At 69.8% G+C, this 16,107-nt stretch carries 20 protein-coding genes and 1 pseudogene; 13 read left to right on the plus strand and 8 right to left on the minus strand.

The window, feature by feature from the left end:
- The first annotated feature begins 44 nt into the window (after window positions 1–44).
- The 3 genes from F0344_RS15185 to F0344_RS15195 all read left to right on the plus strand — a co-directional run bounded on the left by F0344_RS15185 (window position 45) and on the right by F0344_RS15195 (window position 1,413).
- Window positions 45–215, plus strand: coding sequence for a hydrophobic protein (locus F0344_RS15185; protein ID WP_185299301.1), 171 nt, complete (start codon window positions 45–47; stop codon window positions 213–215).
- 201 nt (window positions 216–416) lie between these two features.
- On the plus strand, window positions 417–770 hold the full coding sequence (locus F0344_RS15190; protein WP_185299302.1) for a PRC-barrel domain containing protein: 354 nt from the start codon (window positions 417–419) through the stop codon (window positions 768–770).
- A gap of 220 nt (window positions 771–990) precedes the next feature.
- A complete protein-coding gene (locus tag F0344_RS15195) occupies window positions 991–1,413 on the plus strand; it encodes a RidA family protein (protein WP_185299303.1) in 423 nt (140 codons plus the stop codon).
- A gap of 102 nt (window positions 1,414–1,515) precedes the next feature.
- On the opposite strand, the gene F0344_RS15200 is transcribed toward F0344_RS15195, so the two are convergent.
- The 3 genes from F0344_RS15200 to F0344_RS15210 form a co-directional block, all read right to left on the minus strand.
- Window positions 1,516–2,121 (minus strand): Uma2 family endonuclease, encoded by a 606-nt coding sequence (locus F0344_RS15200; RefSeq protein ID WP_185299304.1) that lies wholly within the window; start codon window positions 2,119–2,121, stop codon window positions 1,516–1,518.
- A gap of 141 nt (window positions 2,122–2,262) precedes the next feature.
- Entirely contained in the window at window positions 2,263–2,499 is a 237-nt protein-coding gene (locus F0344_RS15205) for a hypothetical protein (RefSeq protein WP_185299305.1), read from the minus strand.
- Complete coding sequence (locus tag F0344_RS15210; RefSeq protein WP_185299306.1) at window positions 2,489–2,731, minus strand: hypothetical protein; 243 nt, start codon at window positions 2,729–2,731, stop codon at window positions 2,489–2,491. Before F0344_RS15210 ends, F0344_RS15205 begins: the two co-directional genes overlap by 11 nt.
- A gap of 114 nt (window positions 2,732–2,845) precedes the next feature.
- Here F0344_RS15210 and F0344_RS15215 point away from each other — a divergent pair, with 114 nt between their 5' ends.
- The 4 genes from F0344_RS15215 (at window position 2,846) to F0344_RS15230 (ending at window position 5,871) form a co-directional block, all read left to right on the plus strand.
- Window positions 2,846–3,688, plus strand: a complete 843-nt coding sequence (locus tag F0344_RS15215) for a helix-turn-helix domain-containing protein (protein WP_185299307.1) — start codon at window positions 2,846–2,848, stop codon at window positions 3,686–3,688.
- Entirely contained in the window at window positions 3,669–3,923 is a 255-nt protein-coding gene (locus F0344_RS15220; protein WP_185299308.1) for a DUF397 domain-containing protein, read from the plus strand. Before F0344_RS15215 ends, F0344_RS15220 begins: the two co-directional genes overlap by 20 nt.
- Window positions 3,924–4,040: 117 nt before the next feature.
- Window positions 4,041–5,663, plus strand: coding sequence for a polyprenyl diphosphate synthase (gene uppS, locus F0344_RS15225; RefSeq protein ID WP_185299309.1), 1,623 nt, complete (start codon window positions 4,041–4,043; stop codon window positions 5,661–5,663).
- Window positions 5,664–5,721: 58 nt separating this feature from the next.
- Window positions 5,722–5,871, plus strand: a complete 150-nt coding sequence (locus F0344_RS15230; protein WP_185299310.1) for a hypothetical protein — start codon at window positions 5,722–5,724, stop codon at window positions 5,869–5,871.
- 75 nt (window positions 5,872–5,946) lie between these two features.
- Here F0344_RS15230 and F0344_RS15235 read toward each other — a convergent pair whose 3' ends face one another.
- Entirely contained in the window at window positions 5,947–6,588 is a 642-nt protein-coding gene (locus tag F0344_RS15235) for a hypothetical protein (RefSeq protein WP_185299311.1), read from the minus strand.
- A gap of 170 nt (window positions 6,589–6,758) precedes the next feature.
- Between F0344_RS15235 and F0344_RS15240 the strand changes: the two are divergent.
- Window positions 6,759–7,252 (plus strand): annotated as a pseudogene (locus F0344_RS15240) (Type 1 glutamine amidotransferase-like domain-containing protein); the annotation flags it as partial.
- 269 nt (window positions 7,253–7,521) lie between these two features.
- On the opposite strand, the gene helR reads toward F0344_RS15240, so the two are convergent.
- From helR to F0344_RS15255, 3 genes are all read right to left on the minus strand, one after another.
- Window positions 7,522–9,663 carry an RNA polymerase recycling motor ATPase HelR gene (gene helR, locus F0344_RS15245; RefSeq protein WP_185299313.1) on the minus strand — a complete coding sequence of 714 codons (2,142 nt, stop codon included), beginning with the start codon at window positions 9,661–9,663 and terminating at the stop codon, window positions 7,522–7,524.
- A 164-nt stretch (window positions 9,664–9,827) separates the two neighbouring features.
- Entirely contained in the window at window positions 9,828–10,175 is a 348-nt protein-coding gene (locus F0344_RS15250) for a DUF1330 domain-containing protein (protein WP_185299314.1), read from the minus strand.
- A gap of 203 nt (window positions 10,176–10,378) precedes the next feature.
- Window positions 10,379–10,930: a MarR family winged helix-turn-helix transcriptional regulator gene (locus F0344_RS15255; protein WP_185299315.1), complete on the minus strand. Its 552-nt coding sequence runs from the start codon at window positions 10,928–10,930 to the stop codon at window positions 10,379–10,381.
- A 129-nt stretch (window positions 10,931–11,059) separates the two neighbouring features.
- Here F0344_RS15255 and F0344_RS15260 point away from each other — a divergent pair, with 129 nt between their 5' ends.
- From F0344_RS15260 to F0344_RS15270, 4 genes are all read left to right on the plus strand, one after another.
- Window positions 11,060–12,040, plus strand: coding sequence for an EamA family transporter (locus F0344_RS15260; protein ID WP_185299316.1), 981 nt, complete (start codon window positions 11,060–11,062; stop codon window positions 12,038–12,040).
- Between the two features lie 38 nt (window positions 12,041–12,078).
- On the plus strand, window positions 12,079–12,723 hold the full coding sequence (locus F0344_RS15265; RefSeq protein ID WP_185299317.1) for an NAD(P)-dependent oxidoreductase: 645 nt from the start codon (window positions 12,079–12,081) through the stop codon (window positions 12,721–12,723).
- An 82-nt stretch (window positions 12,724–12,805) separates the two neighbouring features.
- Window positions 12,806–13,048, plus strand: a complete 243-nt coding sequence (locus F0344_RS36810; RefSeq protein WP_374940152.1) for an LmrA/YxaF family transcription factor — start codon at window positions 12,806–12,808, stop codon at window positions 13,046–13,048.
- Window positions 13,049–13,260: 212 nt separating this feature from the next.
- Window positions 13,261–14,082: a hypothetical protein gene (locus F0344_RS15270; RefSeq protein ID WP_185299318.1), complete on the plus strand. Its 822-nt coding sequence runs from the start codon at window positions 13,261–13,263 to the stop codon at window positions 14,080–14,082.
- Between the two features lie 32 nt (window positions 14,083–14,114).
- Here the strand turns inward: F0344_RS15270 and F0344_RS15275 are convergent, their stop codons facing one another.
- Window positions 14,115–14,654, minus strand: a complete 540-nt coding sequence (locus tag F0344_RS15275) for an excalibur calcium-binding protein (RefSeq protein ID WP_185299319.1) — start codon at window positions 14,652–14,654, stop codon at window positions 14,115–14,117.
- 229 nt (window positions 14,655–14,883) lie between these two features.
- Here F0344_RS15275 and F0344_RS15280 point away from each other — a divergent pair, with 229 nt between their 5' ends.
- Window positions 14,884–16,098, plus strand: coding sequence for a hypothetical protein (locus tag F0344_RS15280; protein WP_185299320.1), 1,215 nt, complete (start codon window positions 14,884–14,886; stop codon window positions 16,096–16,098).
- The last annotated feature ends 9 nt before the right edge of the window (window positions 16,099–16,107 follow it).

Here is a 16,107-nt window from a genome sequence, read left to right on the forward strand (position 1 = left end):
GGGACTTTGTTCGGGGGCACCAGAAGCCCTGGAGGTTGATAACAATGGTTCCCCTGCTTCTCGTACTTCTGCTCGCCCTGCTCCTTTTCGGTGCAGGTTTCGCACTCAAGGCACTCTGGTGGATTGCGGTCATCGTGCTGGTGGTGTGGCTGGTCGGTTTCTTCGTCCGCCCGGCTGCCAGTGGCGGCAAGCGTGGCCGCTGGTACCGCTGGTAGACACCGTCCACCGGAATAGACGCGGGTGGGCCCGGACATCACTGTCCGGGCCCACCCGCATTTCCGTGCCGGTCTGCAGGCACGCACCACTCGGCCAGGTGTAAGGACCCGGCATCCGGGCAGGTGGTTGTGCGAGCGGCTCTCGCCACTCTTTCGGTGGGAGTCCACGTGCCGGATCACGTCTTCTGGAAAGGAGCCAAAATGAACGACAACCTGTGGGGTTACCAGCCTTCCAGCGGTTACACCGAGGGCGCCGATCTGACCGGATATTCGGTCGAGGCAACTGACGGAAGCATCGGCAAGGTCGACAAGCACTCCGACGAGGTCGGCTCGGCCTTTCTGGTCGTCGATATCGGGGTGTGGATTTTCGGAAAGGACGTCCTGCTGCCTGCGGGCACGGTCCGGGGCATCGACACGGAGGCCCGCAAGGTGTTCGTCGACCTGACGAAGGACCAGATCAAGGACTCCCCGGAATTCGACAAGCACAAGCACACGGGCGACCCGGTCTATCACGAGCAGATCGCCGGCTACTACGGCAACTTCCGCCTCATGTGACCCGGCGCTCGTCCCCGGAGACGGCGGGCCCGACCCTGAAGAAGGGTCGGCCCCGCCGTCCGGCTGTGCGCGTGCGCGTGTCGGCAGCGGCGAGCCCAGGAGGTGTGCCGGAAGGCCACCACCGCAGGCCACCAGGCATCCGTCGGGCGGGAAACTCGGCGGCGTGGCGCGCCCGCACCTGGGAGCATGACCGCTCCCGCACGCACCGGAGGGAACTACCGTGCCCCGTGCCATCACCCTGATCCGTTCCGGCTCGCTGTCCAGCGTCGCCGAGTACGCGTACGCGGCCACCGCGCCGGCCGACGCACGTCTGATCTTCCTCGCCGGTGCGTGCCCGCTGAACGAGGACGGGTCCACGGCAGCGGTCGGGGACTACGCGGGACAGGCGGCCAAGGCCGTGGAGAACATGCGGACCGCCCTGGCCGATGCCGGTGCCTCGATCGAGGACGTCATCAGCACCCGCGTGCTGGTCGCGTCGGCCGGCCGGGCGGACCTGGTGACCGCCTGGAAGGTGGTCAGGGCCGCGTTGGGTGACCACGACGTCCCCAGCACCCTGATGGGAGTCACCGTGCTCGGCTACGAGGACCAGCTCGTGGAGATCGAGGCCGTCGCCGCCGTTCTCGACCGCTCCGCCACCGAGTGAGCGGGAACCTCGGCTTCGCAGCCGCCGCGGCAGGCGTCACCGATGACATCCGGGCCTGGGACCAGGGCGACCTGGGTGACGCCGGACGTGACGCGGCGCGTCTCAGACCGGGAAGTCCGCGGTCCGCAGCGTCGTCCCGAACGGCTCGGGAAGCGTGAGCGGCTTACCGAACGGCACCGGGTCGGAGTGCTTGTACGTCCCGTCCTCGTTCGGCTCCGTGAACAGCGTGGCCATCGCTCCACGCGTGTCGAACCTGTCGATCAGCAGGTAGATCGGCACACCCGCGCGCGCGTATGCGCGGTACTTCTTCGTCCGGTCCTCCCGGGCGTTCCCCTTCGAGGTGATCTCGACGATGAGCAGCGCTTCCGAGGCGTCCATCGGGTCGCTGAATTCCGGGTCGGCAGCAGCGATCAGCTCGGACGGCATGACCACGAGGTCGGGGACGTAGAGCTTGTCGAGCGGCGCGACGTGCACGCCGAGCGTCTGGTAGATCTCCAGCTCCTCGGGCAGATTCCCGTAGAGGCTGCGCTGCACCTTGGCGGCGATGCCGTTGTGATGCGCGTGAGGCGGCGGTACCAAGACAATCTGCCCTTCGTCGATCTCGGCGCGCCACCCCTCGGGCACGTCCAGTTCACGCCATGTCTGCAGCAGGTAGCCCCACGGCTGGCCCTCAGAGGGCTGGTCGTTCTCGACCATCGCGGCGGTCATCGCGGGTCCCTTCTCCTGTGGCCTGGCAGAGGAGCGTAGATCGACGGTTCTGCGGCGGTACGCCGCTTCCATCAGCGTCCCACGACCGTGTGAAGAGCGCACCGACCTGCGCTCCTCCGCACGGTGCGGAGTCCCGTTCACTCACGGCAGTCGCCCCTCCCGGTTGATCTCCGTCACCCGGGCCCGCAGCACCACGCCTGGCGGCGCCGGACTTACGAGATCCGGCGGACAGTCCCACTCGGCGCCCCCACCTGGGGGCCGCAGTTGTACGTACGGCCCGACGCGGCCCATCACGCGGCCCACCCGCCCGTCCCGGGCGTCCACGGCGAACGAACCCGGCTCCGGCGTACACGGCTCAAGAGACACCTCACCGGTCATGACCGGCCGCCTTCTCCTCCAGGGCCTCACTCAGCCGCCGCGCCGTATCGAGGTTGCAGCAGCCGAGGTCGACGAGCGGTGACGGCTCGTTGCCCGCACACGACACGGGGTCGATCCGCAGCGACGGCAGCTTCACTCCCACCCCCGCGAGCCCTTCCCGCAACCGCTCCACAGCGTCCTCCGCCAACCGCACCCTGCCCGCCGCCGCCCGGCGCCGATCCGTCGCTGTCATGCCGTTCCACCTTCCACGCTGAGTAATGGGAATGCGTACTCAGAGTGTCCAACGCGCGGCTAGCCTGGAAGAGGCGCTGTTCCAACAACCGCACGTGTGTCACAGGGAGTTGCCATGCCAGGTCCCCGGAAGCTCGACCCGTCCTCATCGCCCCGTGCCCTGCTGGGCGCGGAGCTCCGCCACCGACGCGAGCAGGCGGGCCTCTCGCAGGACGAGCTCGGTGCCCCGCTGTTCGTCAGCGGCTCGTTCATCGGGCAGTTGGAGATAGGAGTACGGAGGATGCAGCTCGACCAGGCGGCGAAGCTGGACGAAGTCCTGGGCGCGGAAGGCTTCTTCGTACGGAACTGCGCGGCGCTGAAGGAGTCCAAGTACCCGGACCATTTCGCCGAGGCGGCGGAAGCGGAGGCGCGCGCGGCGACCATCAAGGAGTACGCACCGCTACTGATCCCGGGGTTGTTGCAGACGGAGACGTACGCACGTGCGGTGTTCCGGGCGTACCAGCCGACGGCCGTCGAGAGCGTGATCGACGAACTGGTGACGGCACGACTGGAACGGGCCCAGCTTCTCGCCGATCCAACAAAGCCCCTGTTGTGGGTGGTTCTCGACGAAGCCGTATTACGCAGGGCGGTGGGCGGTCACGCAGTCATGGCAGAGGCTCTGCACCACATCTCGGCACTAACCCACCGCCGCCGGATCATCGCGCAAGTGATGCCCTTCCGTGCTGGCGCGCACGCGGCGCTGAACGGCGCCCTGAAGCTCATGGCCTTCTCCGACGCGCCCCCGCTCGCATACCTTGAAGTGCTGGGTACAGGCCACTTGGAAGACGACCCGGCCTCAGTTGCCCGCTACGAACTTTCGTACGATCTCGTCGCGGCCAGCGCTCTGTCACCCGAAGATTCCCTGGCCCTGATCGAGTCCGTGGCGGAGGATTACGCCCATGAAGATCAGCAGCGTTGAGTACGACATGTCCACCGCGATCTGGCACAAGTCCAGCTACAGCGGGGGCGAGGGCGGCAACTGCCTCGAAGTCGCCACCTGGCGGAAGTCCACCCACAGCGGCGGCGACGGAGGCGACTGCCTCGAAGTCCTCGACGGCGTCCCCGTCCGGGACTCCAAAGTGACCGACGGCCCGGCGCTCATGTTCCGGACCGCCGCCTGGACGACGTTCGTGAGCGACCTCAAGCGCGGCTGACCAGCCGTCGCAGAGACCGAGGGGTACAGGGCGGCGCCCCCGCCCTGTACCCGTCAACCGCGCGCCGAGGATCCTGCCCGGTACCGGCCCGGTCGGCGCGTCGTTAGTGACGGCATGATGAGCGATGAGACTTTGGCCGGTTCGTCCGAGTTGCGTGAGTCCTACGAACTGTGTGAGGCACTGACCAAGCAGTTCCATACGCCGATGTGGCGGGCAACCGAACTGCTGCCCGCCCCGGTGCGCCCCTATATGCACGCTGTCCACGGCTTCTTCCTGTGGACCGACACCATCGCCGACAGGGACGGAACGTCGGCGGAGCGTGTGCAGCGGCTTGCCCGTTGGTCTGCCGCCACCCGCGAGGGCTTGCGTTCAGGGGGCAGCGAGGATCCCGTGCTGCGGGCCTTCGTGGACACGGTGTGGCGGTGGGATCTCGACCGCGCCTTGGTCGAGGAGACCCTGCGCACCCTGGAGGCCGACTGTGTCAGTCCTCCTCTCTTCGAGACGTTTCGGGACCTGCGGCGACATCTGAGAGGAGTGACGGGCGCGACCTTCGAGCTGTGGTGCCCGCTGCTGGGCGTGAGGGATCCAGAGGTGCTGGCGCTGGCCTCTTTGCTGGGCGAGGCGGGCCAGGCGGTGGACCAGTTCGAGGACATGCCGGAGGACCTCGCTGCCGGGCGGTGCTACCTGCCTCGGGCCGATCTGCGGGCACTGGGGCTGGAGGTGAGTGATCTGCAACGCGGTGAACGTCCCGGGGCACTGGCGGAACTGGTACGCATGCAACTCGCCCGCTGGAGCGCCTTGTTGGAGCGGGCGGCGCCGGTGACGGGCATGGTGGAGCGCGAGTACCAGCCGTTCCTGCACCTGCTGGTACTCGGGGCCCATCTGCAGTTCGACGAGACCACGCTCCGCGAGGAGCGGGTCTTCGCTCAAGGTCTTGATCCGCTGGTGTCCGCCGACGGGGCCCTGCGCCGCCCGGTATGGCCGCACCCGGAGGTGGATGCGGTGCCGGAGCACGTCGCGGTCATCATGGACGGCAACCGACGGTGGGCCTCGGAACAGGGCCGGCCGGCTTCCCGGGGGCATCAGGCGGGTCAGTTGCCGGCGATGCGTCTGGTCAACGCCGCGATGCGGCTGGGCGTGCGGCACCTGACTCTCTACGCGTTCTCCACCGAGAACTGGAACCGTTCCCAGGACGAACTGGACGCGCTGTTCGAGGCCATGGGCGATGCGATGGGCCGGGGTGCGGAGTGGCTGCACGACCTGGGGGTGCGGGTGCGCTGGTGCGGGCGGCGTGATCGCATCGACCCGTCGCTGGCCTCCGCGCTGACCCTGGCGGAAAGCATGACGTCGAACAACGAGACGCTGTCGCTGACCGTCTGCCTCGACTACGGCGGGCGCGAAGAGCTGGTCGAGGCCGCACGCGCACTGGCCGCCGAAGCGGCCACCGGAGCGATCCGCCCTGAGGACATCGGCCTCGCCGACCTGGACCGGAACATGTACGTGCCCGGCCTTCCGGACGTCGACCTGCTGATCCGCACCTCCGGTGAGCAGCGGATCAGCAACTTCCTGCCCTGGCATCTGTCCTACGCCGAGATGGTCTTCGACCCGACTCCCTGGCCCAGCTTCGGCCTGGCACAGCTACGGGAAGCGGTTTCCGTCTACGCCGGCCGCCAGCGCCGCTTCGGCGGCACTGTCCCCGGCCCCGCCCGGCCGACGGAGCCGACCCGGTCTCAGCTCTGAACCGGCAGTGCGGCTGAGACGGATGCGGGCACTCCACGTCCGCCGTAGCGTGGGACCCGTGACGGTGGGACGGGTGCGCGAGCTCGGTGGCTCCGTCGACGACGCCGACGTGGGTGGTGCCGAGGAGACGGTTGCCCGCATCGGACGTTTCCAGCCCAGCCAGGATGACCAGGGCTCCCCATTCGGGCTCCACCAGCCGTCGGCCTGACCGTTCTGCTCCGCCGATCCGTCGGTGACACCCGGGCCCGGGCCGGCCGTACTGAGCTCTGGCCCGGGCCTTGGCTCACGGCTTCGGCGGGTTGTACGTGCCCGCTACGGTCACATACCCCAGCACCGTGTCTTCGCTGAACGGGGACGTGCCGACCGTCGCGGCGTACGCCTTGAGCATCTCGGGGGTGGCGTACAACGGCACCTCACTGAGCTGAACCTTCAGCGGCTTGCCCACCGGAACTTTGTCGGTGGACAGTTTCCCCTTGTCGACACCGCAGCGGAGGGCCGAGGCGTGTTCGACAATGAGGCCGTTGACCTGGCACTTCCCCGATGCCAGTCCGTCCTTGAGAGCGCCCTCCAGGTCGCTGACCCGGACGTTGCCCAGGGACGTACGCACTGATACTCCCCCGTCGAGAGCACCGTCGCCCTTGGCCTTCGGTAGCTGCTTGAGCGAGGGGTCTCCCTTGCCGGACCGCACGGGGAGCCGCACTGCCGGACCATCGGCAGTCTTGACCATCACGGCCTGCCCTTCGGCCTCGACCACCGCTCCGAGCCGGTCCAGTTCGGCCTGGACCGAGTCCGACCACCGGACCTCGACCCAGCCGTCGGAGACCGTGCCGTACTTCTCGTCCGCCGCGGACGCCGTCCCGGCGAACTGAGCCAGCAGGGGCGCGGCCAGAGCGGCACCCAGAACGTTTCGTCGTGTCGCACTCATCGATGCGTACCATCCTTCCCCGGGCCGTGGGGCACGACCCGGAGAGAATGCTTCAAGGTCTTCTGCCTGCCTGGTCCGCAGATAGCGTGTAAACCACCCGAAAGTGCACAAGAGTACTCCCATCGCCCGACGGTGAGGGCGAGCGCGCCGCTGATTAGGATCATGGCCGGTTCGACCTGATGCCCCTGCACCTGTTCCCCCGGCCGATGTGGAGGACGTCGAAGGCGCGGTGCTCGACCTGGACGTCGTCTGGGTCATGGGCGGTTCCGTGGCCAATCTGCCGGCCGTGTGGAGAGTCCATGACCTGGACCGCATCATGCGCCGGGCCTGGGAGGCCGGTGTCGTGCTCAGTGGGGTCAGCTCGGCAATCCGTCTGGGCGAGGGTCGGCGTCCGCTGATCCATCAGCTTGTCGCGGACGGGACCCTGCCTACGTCTCACCGCACCGATGACGGAGTCGGTCTCGTCTCCCGGGGAACGAAGCTCGTCGAAGCGGTGACGGGGCTTCCTGGGAAGGGCGCCTACGTGGTCACGCGCGAGGGGGACGCAGCGGTGGAGGAACGCATCGAGCCCCGCAAGCTGCCCACCATGCGGCACTGCCCGTACGGCTCCACGACGCTGAACATCCGGCGGGCCCGCGAACGCATCCCCCGCAGGGAGCCGTAGGACCCGCCGATCACGCAGCTCACCAACGCGACGGTCCATTCATACGCGTGGCCTCGCGGAGAACGCAGAAGACCACCCCGGCAGCGACCAGGACCAGCGGTGTCAGCAGTGACCGGGCCAGGGCACGTCGGTGTCCGACGGGCCCTGGCCCGCAGCGCCTCCTCGAAGTCCGCAGCCGTCGTCCGGTAGACGAACTCCACGGCCGTGCCCCGGTCCGCGTCCTGTGCCGAAAGATCCCCGCCCATGGTGTCCATGGGCGGGGATCTTAGTCAGGGACTCGTCAGAACGACGAGTTGCTGCGTCGCCCGGGTCATCGCCACGTAGCGGTCGACCGCTCCCTCGATGCCCGTGCCGAACGACTCCGGGTCGACGAGGACGACGAGGTCGAACTCCAGGCCCTTCGACAGCGACGGTGTCAGCGAGCGGACGCGGGAAGTCGGCCGGAAGTCGGGGGCGCCGATGACGCAGGCGATCCCGTCGTCGTGGGCGTCGAGCCACGTGTCGAGGATCTCGTGGAGGTCCTCGGTGGAGCCGTGGACGACGGGGAGGTCGCCGCTGCGGATGGAGGTCGGCACGTTGGCGTCCGGGAGCACGGCGCGGATGACCGGCTCCGCTTCCGCCATGATCTCGGCCGGGGTCCGGTAGTTGATGCTCAGGGAGGCCAGCTTGATCCGGTCGAGCCCGATCCGCTCCAGCCGTTCCTGCCACGACTCCGTGAACCCATGCCTGGCCTGGGCGCGGTCCCCGACGATGGTGAAGCTGCGGGACGGGCAGCGGAGCAGCAGCATCTGCCATTCCGCGTCGGTGAGTTCCTGCGCCTCGTCCACCACGATGTGGGCGAACGGACCGGCGAGCAGGTCACGTTCGACGTCGAGCGAAGCCGCCCCGTCGAACACGGTGTCCTTCAGGTCCTGGCCGCGCAGCATCGTCAGCGCGCCTTCGCCGTCCTGATCGGTCTCGATCAGGCCGTCGATGACCTTGGTCATCTGCTCGCGTTCGGCGGCGACCGACGCCTTGTGCCTGCGCAGACGCCGCGAGGCGTCCGGGTCGCCGAGCCGCTGCCGTGCCGCGTCCAGGATCGGCAGGTCGGACACCGTCCAGGCGTTGGCGTCCTCCCGCTGGAGCCGCATCACCTCGTCGCGGGTGAGCCCGGGGGCGCACTTGCGCAGATAGGCGGGTACGGACCACAGGTCCGCGACGAGGTCGGTCGCTTCGATCAGCGGCCACGCGTTGTCGAAGACCGCGAGCAGCTGCCTGTTCTGGTGCAGCGACTTGCGGAGCGGCTCGGCCGTGTCCTCGTCGTCGTGCTTGTCCACCAGGATCGTGAGCAGCTCCTCCCAGACCTGGTCGCGCGCCTCGTTGTGCGGGGTGCCGGATGCCGCGTCGAACGCCACGGCCCAGTCGTCAGCGGTCAGCCGGATGTCGGACCAGTGGGTCGTGACCGTCATGCCCGTGGCGGGCGGCTCCTCGTAGAACCTGGCGGCCGCCTCGACCGCCTTCACGAGGTCCGCGGACGACTTCAGCCGGGCCACTTCCGGGTCCCGCTCGGCCGCGGCCTTCGCGCCCTCGGGGAGGAGGTCGCGCAGGGTGCAGGTCTGCACGCCCTCCTCTCCGAGGCTCGGGAGGACGTCGGCGACGTATCCCAGGTAGGGCTGGTGAGGGCCGACGAACAGCACACCGCCCCGGCGGTGGCCGAGACGCGGGTCGGAGTAGAGGAGGTACGCCGAGCGGTGCAGGGCGACGACGGTCTTCCCCGTGCCCGGACCGCCGTCGACGACGAGGGCGCCGCGCGATCCCGCGCGGATGATGGCGTCCTGGTCGGCCTGGATGGTGCCGAGCACGTCGCGCATCCGGGCGGACCGGTTGGTGCCCAGGCTGGCGATGAAGGCGGACTGGTCGTCGAGCGCCGCCCGGTCGGACATGCCGTCCGGGGTGAAGACCTCGTCCCAGTAGTCGTTGATCCGGCCACCCTTCCACCGGTACCTGCGGCGGGTCGCGAGCCCCATCGGGTTGGCGTGGGTGGCACCGAAGAACGGCTCGGCGGCGGGTGAGCGCCAGTCGAGCAGCAGCCGGCGGCCCGCACTGTCCGTGAGGCCGAGCCGTCCGACGTACACGGGCTCGGAACCGTCCGTGGCGACCATGTGCCCGAGGCAGAGGTCGAGCCCGAAACGCCGCAGCGCGCGCAGGCGGGCGGTCAGCCGGTGGACCTCCAGGTCCCGGTCCATCGCCTGCTGGCCCAGGCCGCCGGGCGCCTTGCGAGTGGCGTCGAGGAGGTCGGACAGTTCCGCGATCGACTGCTCCAGGCACTCCGCGACGGCCGCGAAGTGCTGCTCGTCACCGGCGATCAGTGCCGGGTCGGCCTTCGGCCCAAGACGCTCGGGCAGGTCGAACGCGCTGCTGGTCTCCGACAAGAAAGAACGCACTAGGTGAATCTCCCATTTTCCGCAGGTTCCGGCCTCAGCGAGCGATTGTGCGCCATCACCGGGGCCTTGCCGCAAGTCCCCCTGTGCGTTATGAGTTGAAAGTGGCGGGAGGTGGGTCGTCCCTTCTGCCGGTCGCCCCTTACGCCCCCGCCCTATTCCGCGTCCAGGGCCTCCCGTACCGCCTTAGCGGTGTGCCGAGCGTCATATCCCTCCGGGACCCCCTCGACCATGATGATGTCGCCCTTGATGTGCCGCGCGCGCAGCGGGGCGATCTCCTGGTACGCGGGCGAGTCCCACCAGGCCCGCGCCTCGGCGATGCCGGGGAAACCGATCATCACGACGCTTCCGGCCCAGTTGCCCTCCTTCACCTCGTGCTGCGTGACGTGCACGAGGAAGCGTCCGCCGTACGGCTCGAAGGTGCCGGGGATCCGCTCCATGTACTCCGCGATCTCCGCGTGCGGGGCGGCGTCCTGAAGGTGAGCGATGACATAGGCGGGCATGGTGTCCTCCGGTCGGTCGGGCGGTCGTTCTCCGTACGCCGAGCTTGGCACCGCGGCGCACCGGGGTCGATTACCCCGCAGGTAAGGACCGGCCCGCCCCGCTGCGGCATCCCGTCCCCGGCCCGGACACTCGGCCCGCCCGCTGCGGCGTCCCGTCCCGGACCTGGACGCTCGCCCCGCCCACCCGTGAGTCCGGCCGGCGCTCAGCCCAGGTGCGTGTCTCCCAGTGACCTCAGCAACCGCCGCAGTGCCCCGTCGAGCGCCCGGCGCTCCTCGGCCGTCAGGCCCGCCAGCATCCGCTCCTCGTTCGCCACGTGGTCGACCACGGCCCGGTCGACCAGGGCCAGACCCTCTTCGGTCAGGCGGACGCGGATGGCCCGGCGGTCGGCGGGGTCCGGGTGGCGCTCGATCAGTCCCTTGCGCTCCAGCTTGTCGAGACGGTTGGTGATCGCGCCCGAGGTCACCATCGCGGACTTCAGGAGACCGCCCGCGGTGAGCTCGTGCGGGGCGCCGACCCGGCGCAGCGTGGCGAGTACGTCGAACTCGGCGAACTCCAGACCGTGCTCGGCGAAGACCGGTTTCATGCCCTTGCTCAACAGGTGATCGGCCCGCTTGATACGGCCCACCAGGGCCATCGCGTCCAGTCCCGCCAGGCCCATGTCCGGGCGCTCACGGCGCCACTGGGCGCGCAGTTCGTCGATGGCGTCGGCATCCGCTTCCGCTTCCGGCTGCCGCCCCGCCTCGCGCTCGCTCATTCCCGCGCTCCTCCCTCGCCCGAGCCAGGTCTCTCAACGTTCAGATACTTGACGTTCGCAGACCGCGTGGCTCATATTTATCTCAACGTTGAGAATAACAGCGTTGAGGAGAAGCCGAGGGGGAGCACCATGTCCGTCACCACCACCGAGCCGGCCACCACCAACAAGTCCGCCCGCACTACACCGACACCGACCACGCCCACAGCGCCGGCCCCCCGCGCCTCCACCAAGGCCGCCATCGGCATCGCCGCACTCGCCGCCATCGGGCCCGCGACCTGGGGCACCACCTACGTCACGACCACCGAGCTCCTCCCGGCCGACCGCCCCTTGCTCGCCGCCGCCCTGCGCGCGCTGCCCGCCGGGCTCATCCTGCTCGCCCTCACCCGGCGCCTGCCGCGCGGCGACTGGTGGTGGAAGGCCACTGTGCTCGGGATGCTCAACTTCGGCGCGTTCTTCCCGCTGCTGTTCTTCGGCGCGTACCACCTGCCCGGCGGCGTGGCCTCCACGGTCAGCGCGGTCACCCCGCTACTGGTGGCCGGCCTCGGGGCCGGAGTGCTCAAGATCCGGCCCACGCGCCGCACGCTGACCGCCGGGCTCGTCGGAGTCGCGGGCGTCGGACTGCTCGTCCTGCGCGGGAACGCCGAGGTCGATCCCGCAGGTCTCGTGGCCATGCTGGCGGCCACCGTACTGATGGCCCTCGCCGTCGTCCTGAGCAAGCGATGGGGCCGCCCCGAAGGCGTCTCGCTGCTCGGCTTCACCGGCTGGCAGCTGACCGTCGGTGGTCTGGTGCTGGCGCCCGTCGCCCTCACCGCAGAAGGCCTGCCCGACCACTTCACCGGGGCGAACGTCGCCGGGTACGTCTACCTCGGCGCGATCGGCACAGCGGTGGCGTACGCCCTCTGGTTCCACGGCATCGAGCGCCTCCCTGCCTCCTCCGTCTCCTTCCTCGGCCTGACGAACCCGGTCGTCGCCACGCTCGCCGGCCTCCTCTTCCTGGGGCAGACCCTCACCGCCTGGCAGATCGTCGGCCTGGCCCTGGTGATCGGCAGCGTCGCACTCGGCCAGAACCTCCGTCCGGCAGCCAGGCGACGCACCACATCAGCGGCCTGAACACGCCCCCGAACCCCACGCACCCAAGGAGCCCTCCCATGCGCATCACCGTCTTCGGAGCAGCCGGAAACGTAGGCAGCCGTGTCGTCACCGAGGCCCTCGCCCGGGGCCACGAGGTCACCGCAGTGGTCCGCGACGCCGCCCGCTTCCCCGCACTGCACCCCGCCGCCACCCACCGCACCGGAAACGCCGGAAACCCCGCGCACGTCGCCGAGTTGAGCACCGGCCAGGACCTCGTGGTCGGCGCCACCCGCCCCGCCCCCGGCCACGAGGACGAGCACGCCGCCGTCGGCAGGGCGTTGCTGTCCGGCCTGGCCGGCACCGATACCCGTCTGATCGTGGTCGGCGGCGCGGGCAGTCTCACGGTGCCGGGCACCCGAGGCGTCCTCGCGAGCGACGACCCGGCCTACGTCCCCGACGCCTGGCGACACATCGCCCTGGCCTCCAACGCCCAGTACGACGCCGTCCGCACGGCCACGACCGAGGTCGACTGGGCCTACCTGAGCCCGTCCGCCGTCCTCGAACCGGGCAACCGCACCGGCACCTTCCGGCTCGGCACCGACGAACTCCTGGTCGACGCCGAGGGCAACTCGGCCCTCTCCATGGAGGACCTCGCGGTGGCGCTCCTGGACGAGGCCGAGCACCCCAAGCACCACCGCACCCGCTTCACGGCCGGATACTGACGGGCGGCGTGAAGTCCGGCATCATACGTGGTCATTCACCCGCCGGCAGTCCATCGCCTTCGAGAAGCTGCGCGCCGCGGGCATTCCCGACGACAAGGCGGACGACCTCGCCGCCACGGTGATCAGCCCACTGGAGGGCGCCGAACTCGCGGCCCAGGCCTCGCGGAACGCCCGGCCACTGGAGGTCGCGGGGCCATCACCTGGCCCAGCTGATCGCGCTCCACCGGAATCCGCCCGGAGCTCAAGGGCCGAGTTCCGAGCGCTCTTAGCAAGGATGGGGTGGAGGGTCAGTTGTCCCACCCACCCACCCTGCCTGGAGAGTTGACTTTTCGTGACCGACTTGCCACGCATGGTCATCGCGCTCTAGCGTGCGTCAGAGACAACAAAACGACCCCCGCCGGTGCTGGAACACCGAACAGGGGTCTGACCACGAGAAACGGAAACGGAAACGTCCTCATGGCTGACGCCCAGCTTAGTGCTGCCCCTTGCACCCCGCACGTATCCCCGCCCGCGGCTCCGCCCGCAGCCCCGCACCCGATGGCCAACCCGGGTTACGGCAAGCGCTCCGCACCGTACGAACGACCGCGCTCCGAGCGCGACTTCGCGCACCTCGTCCCCCGTGACGCCGCCATCGCCGCCTTCATCGACCGGCTCCCCGACGGCTCCGACATCTCCGTGAAGGCCCTGGCCAAGGCGCTCCCGTACGGACAGTGCGCCGTACGGACCACGCTCAACCGGCTCCAGGAAGCCGGGCATCTGCGCCGGGGCAGCGAGTGCGTCGCCACCGAGCAGGTCCTGCTCTGGGTGACGCGGACGTTCTTCTCCCGGACCGCACGTGACGACGCCTGGTGGGCGGCGTTCGCCCAGGGCGACGTACCGAGGGAACAGCAACGGCCCACCCGGTCGAGGGCGTTCATCCTGCTGGCCTCGCTCGGCCGGGCCGCCCCCACGCTCACCCTCTCCTCGGCCGACTGCGTGAGCCTGGAACCGCAGGTCAGCGAGTGGTTCGAGCGGGGAGCCACCGAAGCGGAGCTCCTCCACGCCCTGACCGCGGGACTTCCCACCCCGGTCCACCACGCCGCATCCCTCGTCCGCAGGCGGCTGCGGGACAAGTTGCCCCCCGAACGGGTCGTTCCGGTCCACCGCACCGTCCTGCGCACCCTGGAGTGCAGCGAGTGCCGCGCCCCGGGCACCCCGGAGGCCCTCCTCGGCGGTCGCTGCGCCCCCTGCCGGGGCACCGAACCGGACACCCGCTTCGGCCCACCCGGCGCCGTACAGGCGGGGCACGTGCGCGACCGCATGAGTCAGGTACGAGCGGCCCTGGTCCCCCGCCCCGAACGGCCGTCCGTCAGGCGGTGAGGCCGCTCGTACCTCAGGGACCTCACGAACCGTCAGGCACGGCGCCGGCGTCGGACGACCGCGTAGCCGATGGCGCCGGCTGATGCGCCGACCGCCAGGGTCAGGCCGATGGCGGACTCGCGGCCGGTCGGTCCCGACGCGCCACCGAGCCCGCCCCCGGCGCCACCCGTCGGCATCGTGGTGGGGCTCACCGTCCGGGCACTGGCCGTGGCGGTGGCCGTGGCGGTGGCGGTGGCGGTGGCGGTGGGGGTGGGGGTGGGGGTGGCGGTGGGACTCACCGGCTGAGGCGTGGTGATGAGGCTCTCCGGCCGGGACGTGGCATCGGGGCTGATCGTCCCGGAGACCGTCGCGCCGCCCCGCCGGGGCAGCCACTCGCAGGCGATGCCGTCATCCGCGCCGCGATCCTCGTCGAGGCGGTTCGGATCGCTCGGGTCTCTGTTGAACTCGGCCTGCGCGTCTTCCTGGAAGACGAAGTCCCGGCAGTCGACATCCTGCGCGTACGCGACACCGGAGAGAGGGACGACGGAAGATACAGCGAGTGCTATCCCCGCCACAGCGGTACGACCGTTCATGTTGAGCCTCCTTGGCCGGATGGCCTTCGGTCCGACCCTAGGATCGGCGGCGCCGCACAGCGCGGCACGCTAGCCCGAATGGGCGGCCTCAACACCTCTGAGCAGGCGGAACAACATCCATGCACGCCGACAGCGCATCGTCAGGCGGCGGGCGCGTACGCCCGGCCAAAACCTGACTTGGGTTCCGTCGTTGGCCGTGTCGACGAATGCTCCCTTCCAGAGGACGCCCATGCGCCGACGCATCACCAGGTCCCGTGCCGGAATCCTCTGCGCGGTGCTCGTCATGGCCACGTTCGTCGGGTTCCAGCTGACGTCACTGACCGGGCGGGATTCCCCCGATTCCAAGAACTACCTCTCCTACGCCCTCCGGCTGAGCGGCGAGAGCCGCGCATCGGCCACCGCTCAGGCGATCGACTACACGTGCGCCGACGAGGCCGACAGCCCTCGCGTACGGGCCTGCGTGCGCGAGCTGACGGCCTCGACCGCCTACTGGACGCGGCACGGGAACACCTCTGGCATGACCGGCCCGTTCTTCAACTCCCGGTTCATGTCGATCTATGAGGCGCGCCCCGGATATCCCCTGCTGCTCGTGCCGTTCATCTCCGTGTTCGGCCTGGTGCTGGGCGTCTGGCTGGCCGGGGTGGCCGTCGCCCTCGCCGGGAGCCTCTTCGTCCTGGCCACGCTGCGGGCCGCCGGTGCCAACCGGGTGGCCGCGCTGTGCGGGCAGATCCTCTACCTGACGCTGCCCACGGGCGCGGTCGCGATGCTCCCCATGGCAGACGGGCTCACGCTGGCCTGTACTGCGGCGGTGGCACTGGGCTGCACGCTGGTCCTGAACGGGGATCAGGGGAAGTACCGGGACCGCCGCACGGCCGGGACCGTGCTCGTCGTCGCCGGCCTGCTCGTCGCCTTCCTGGCGCGCTACTCCCAGGCACTCCTGCTGGCCGTCGCCCTCGCGGTGGGCTTCGCCGGACTCGCCGCGTACCGCAAGAGCCGCGACCGCTCGCCCCAGCCGGCGTTCGGCCTCTTCCTCCTCTGCGGCGGCCTGGCGGTCGCCATGCAGCTGACCACGTACGCACTGGGCTGGCCGTCCGGACACGACAGCGCCCAGGACCTGCTGACCCACCATTACCAGCGTCCGGACGTACCCGATCCCTGGCCCGGTTTCCTCTCGGCCGAGGGCACCTTCTGGGCGGCCTGGGCGGACCATCAGCTGAAGGATCCCTTACTCCTGATCACCCTGGCCCTGGCCGCCTGTGCCACGCTCCGGCACCCCACGTACCTCGGCCTGATCGCCGCCGTCACGGCCATGGGCGGCGTACTCAACCAGGCGGGGCACCCCAACCTCGACATGCTGGCCGGTCAGCGCCTCATCGTCCTGGTCTGGTTCCTCCCGGTCCTGACGGTCCCCCTGCTCCTCACCGCACGCCCGAGAGCGAACTGAAACGACCCC

This window comes from Streptomyces finlayi, from assembly GCF_014216315.1.
Lineage (GTDB): Bacteria > Actinomycetota > Actinomycetes > Streptomycetales > Streptomycetaceae > Streptomyces > Streptomyces finlayi_A.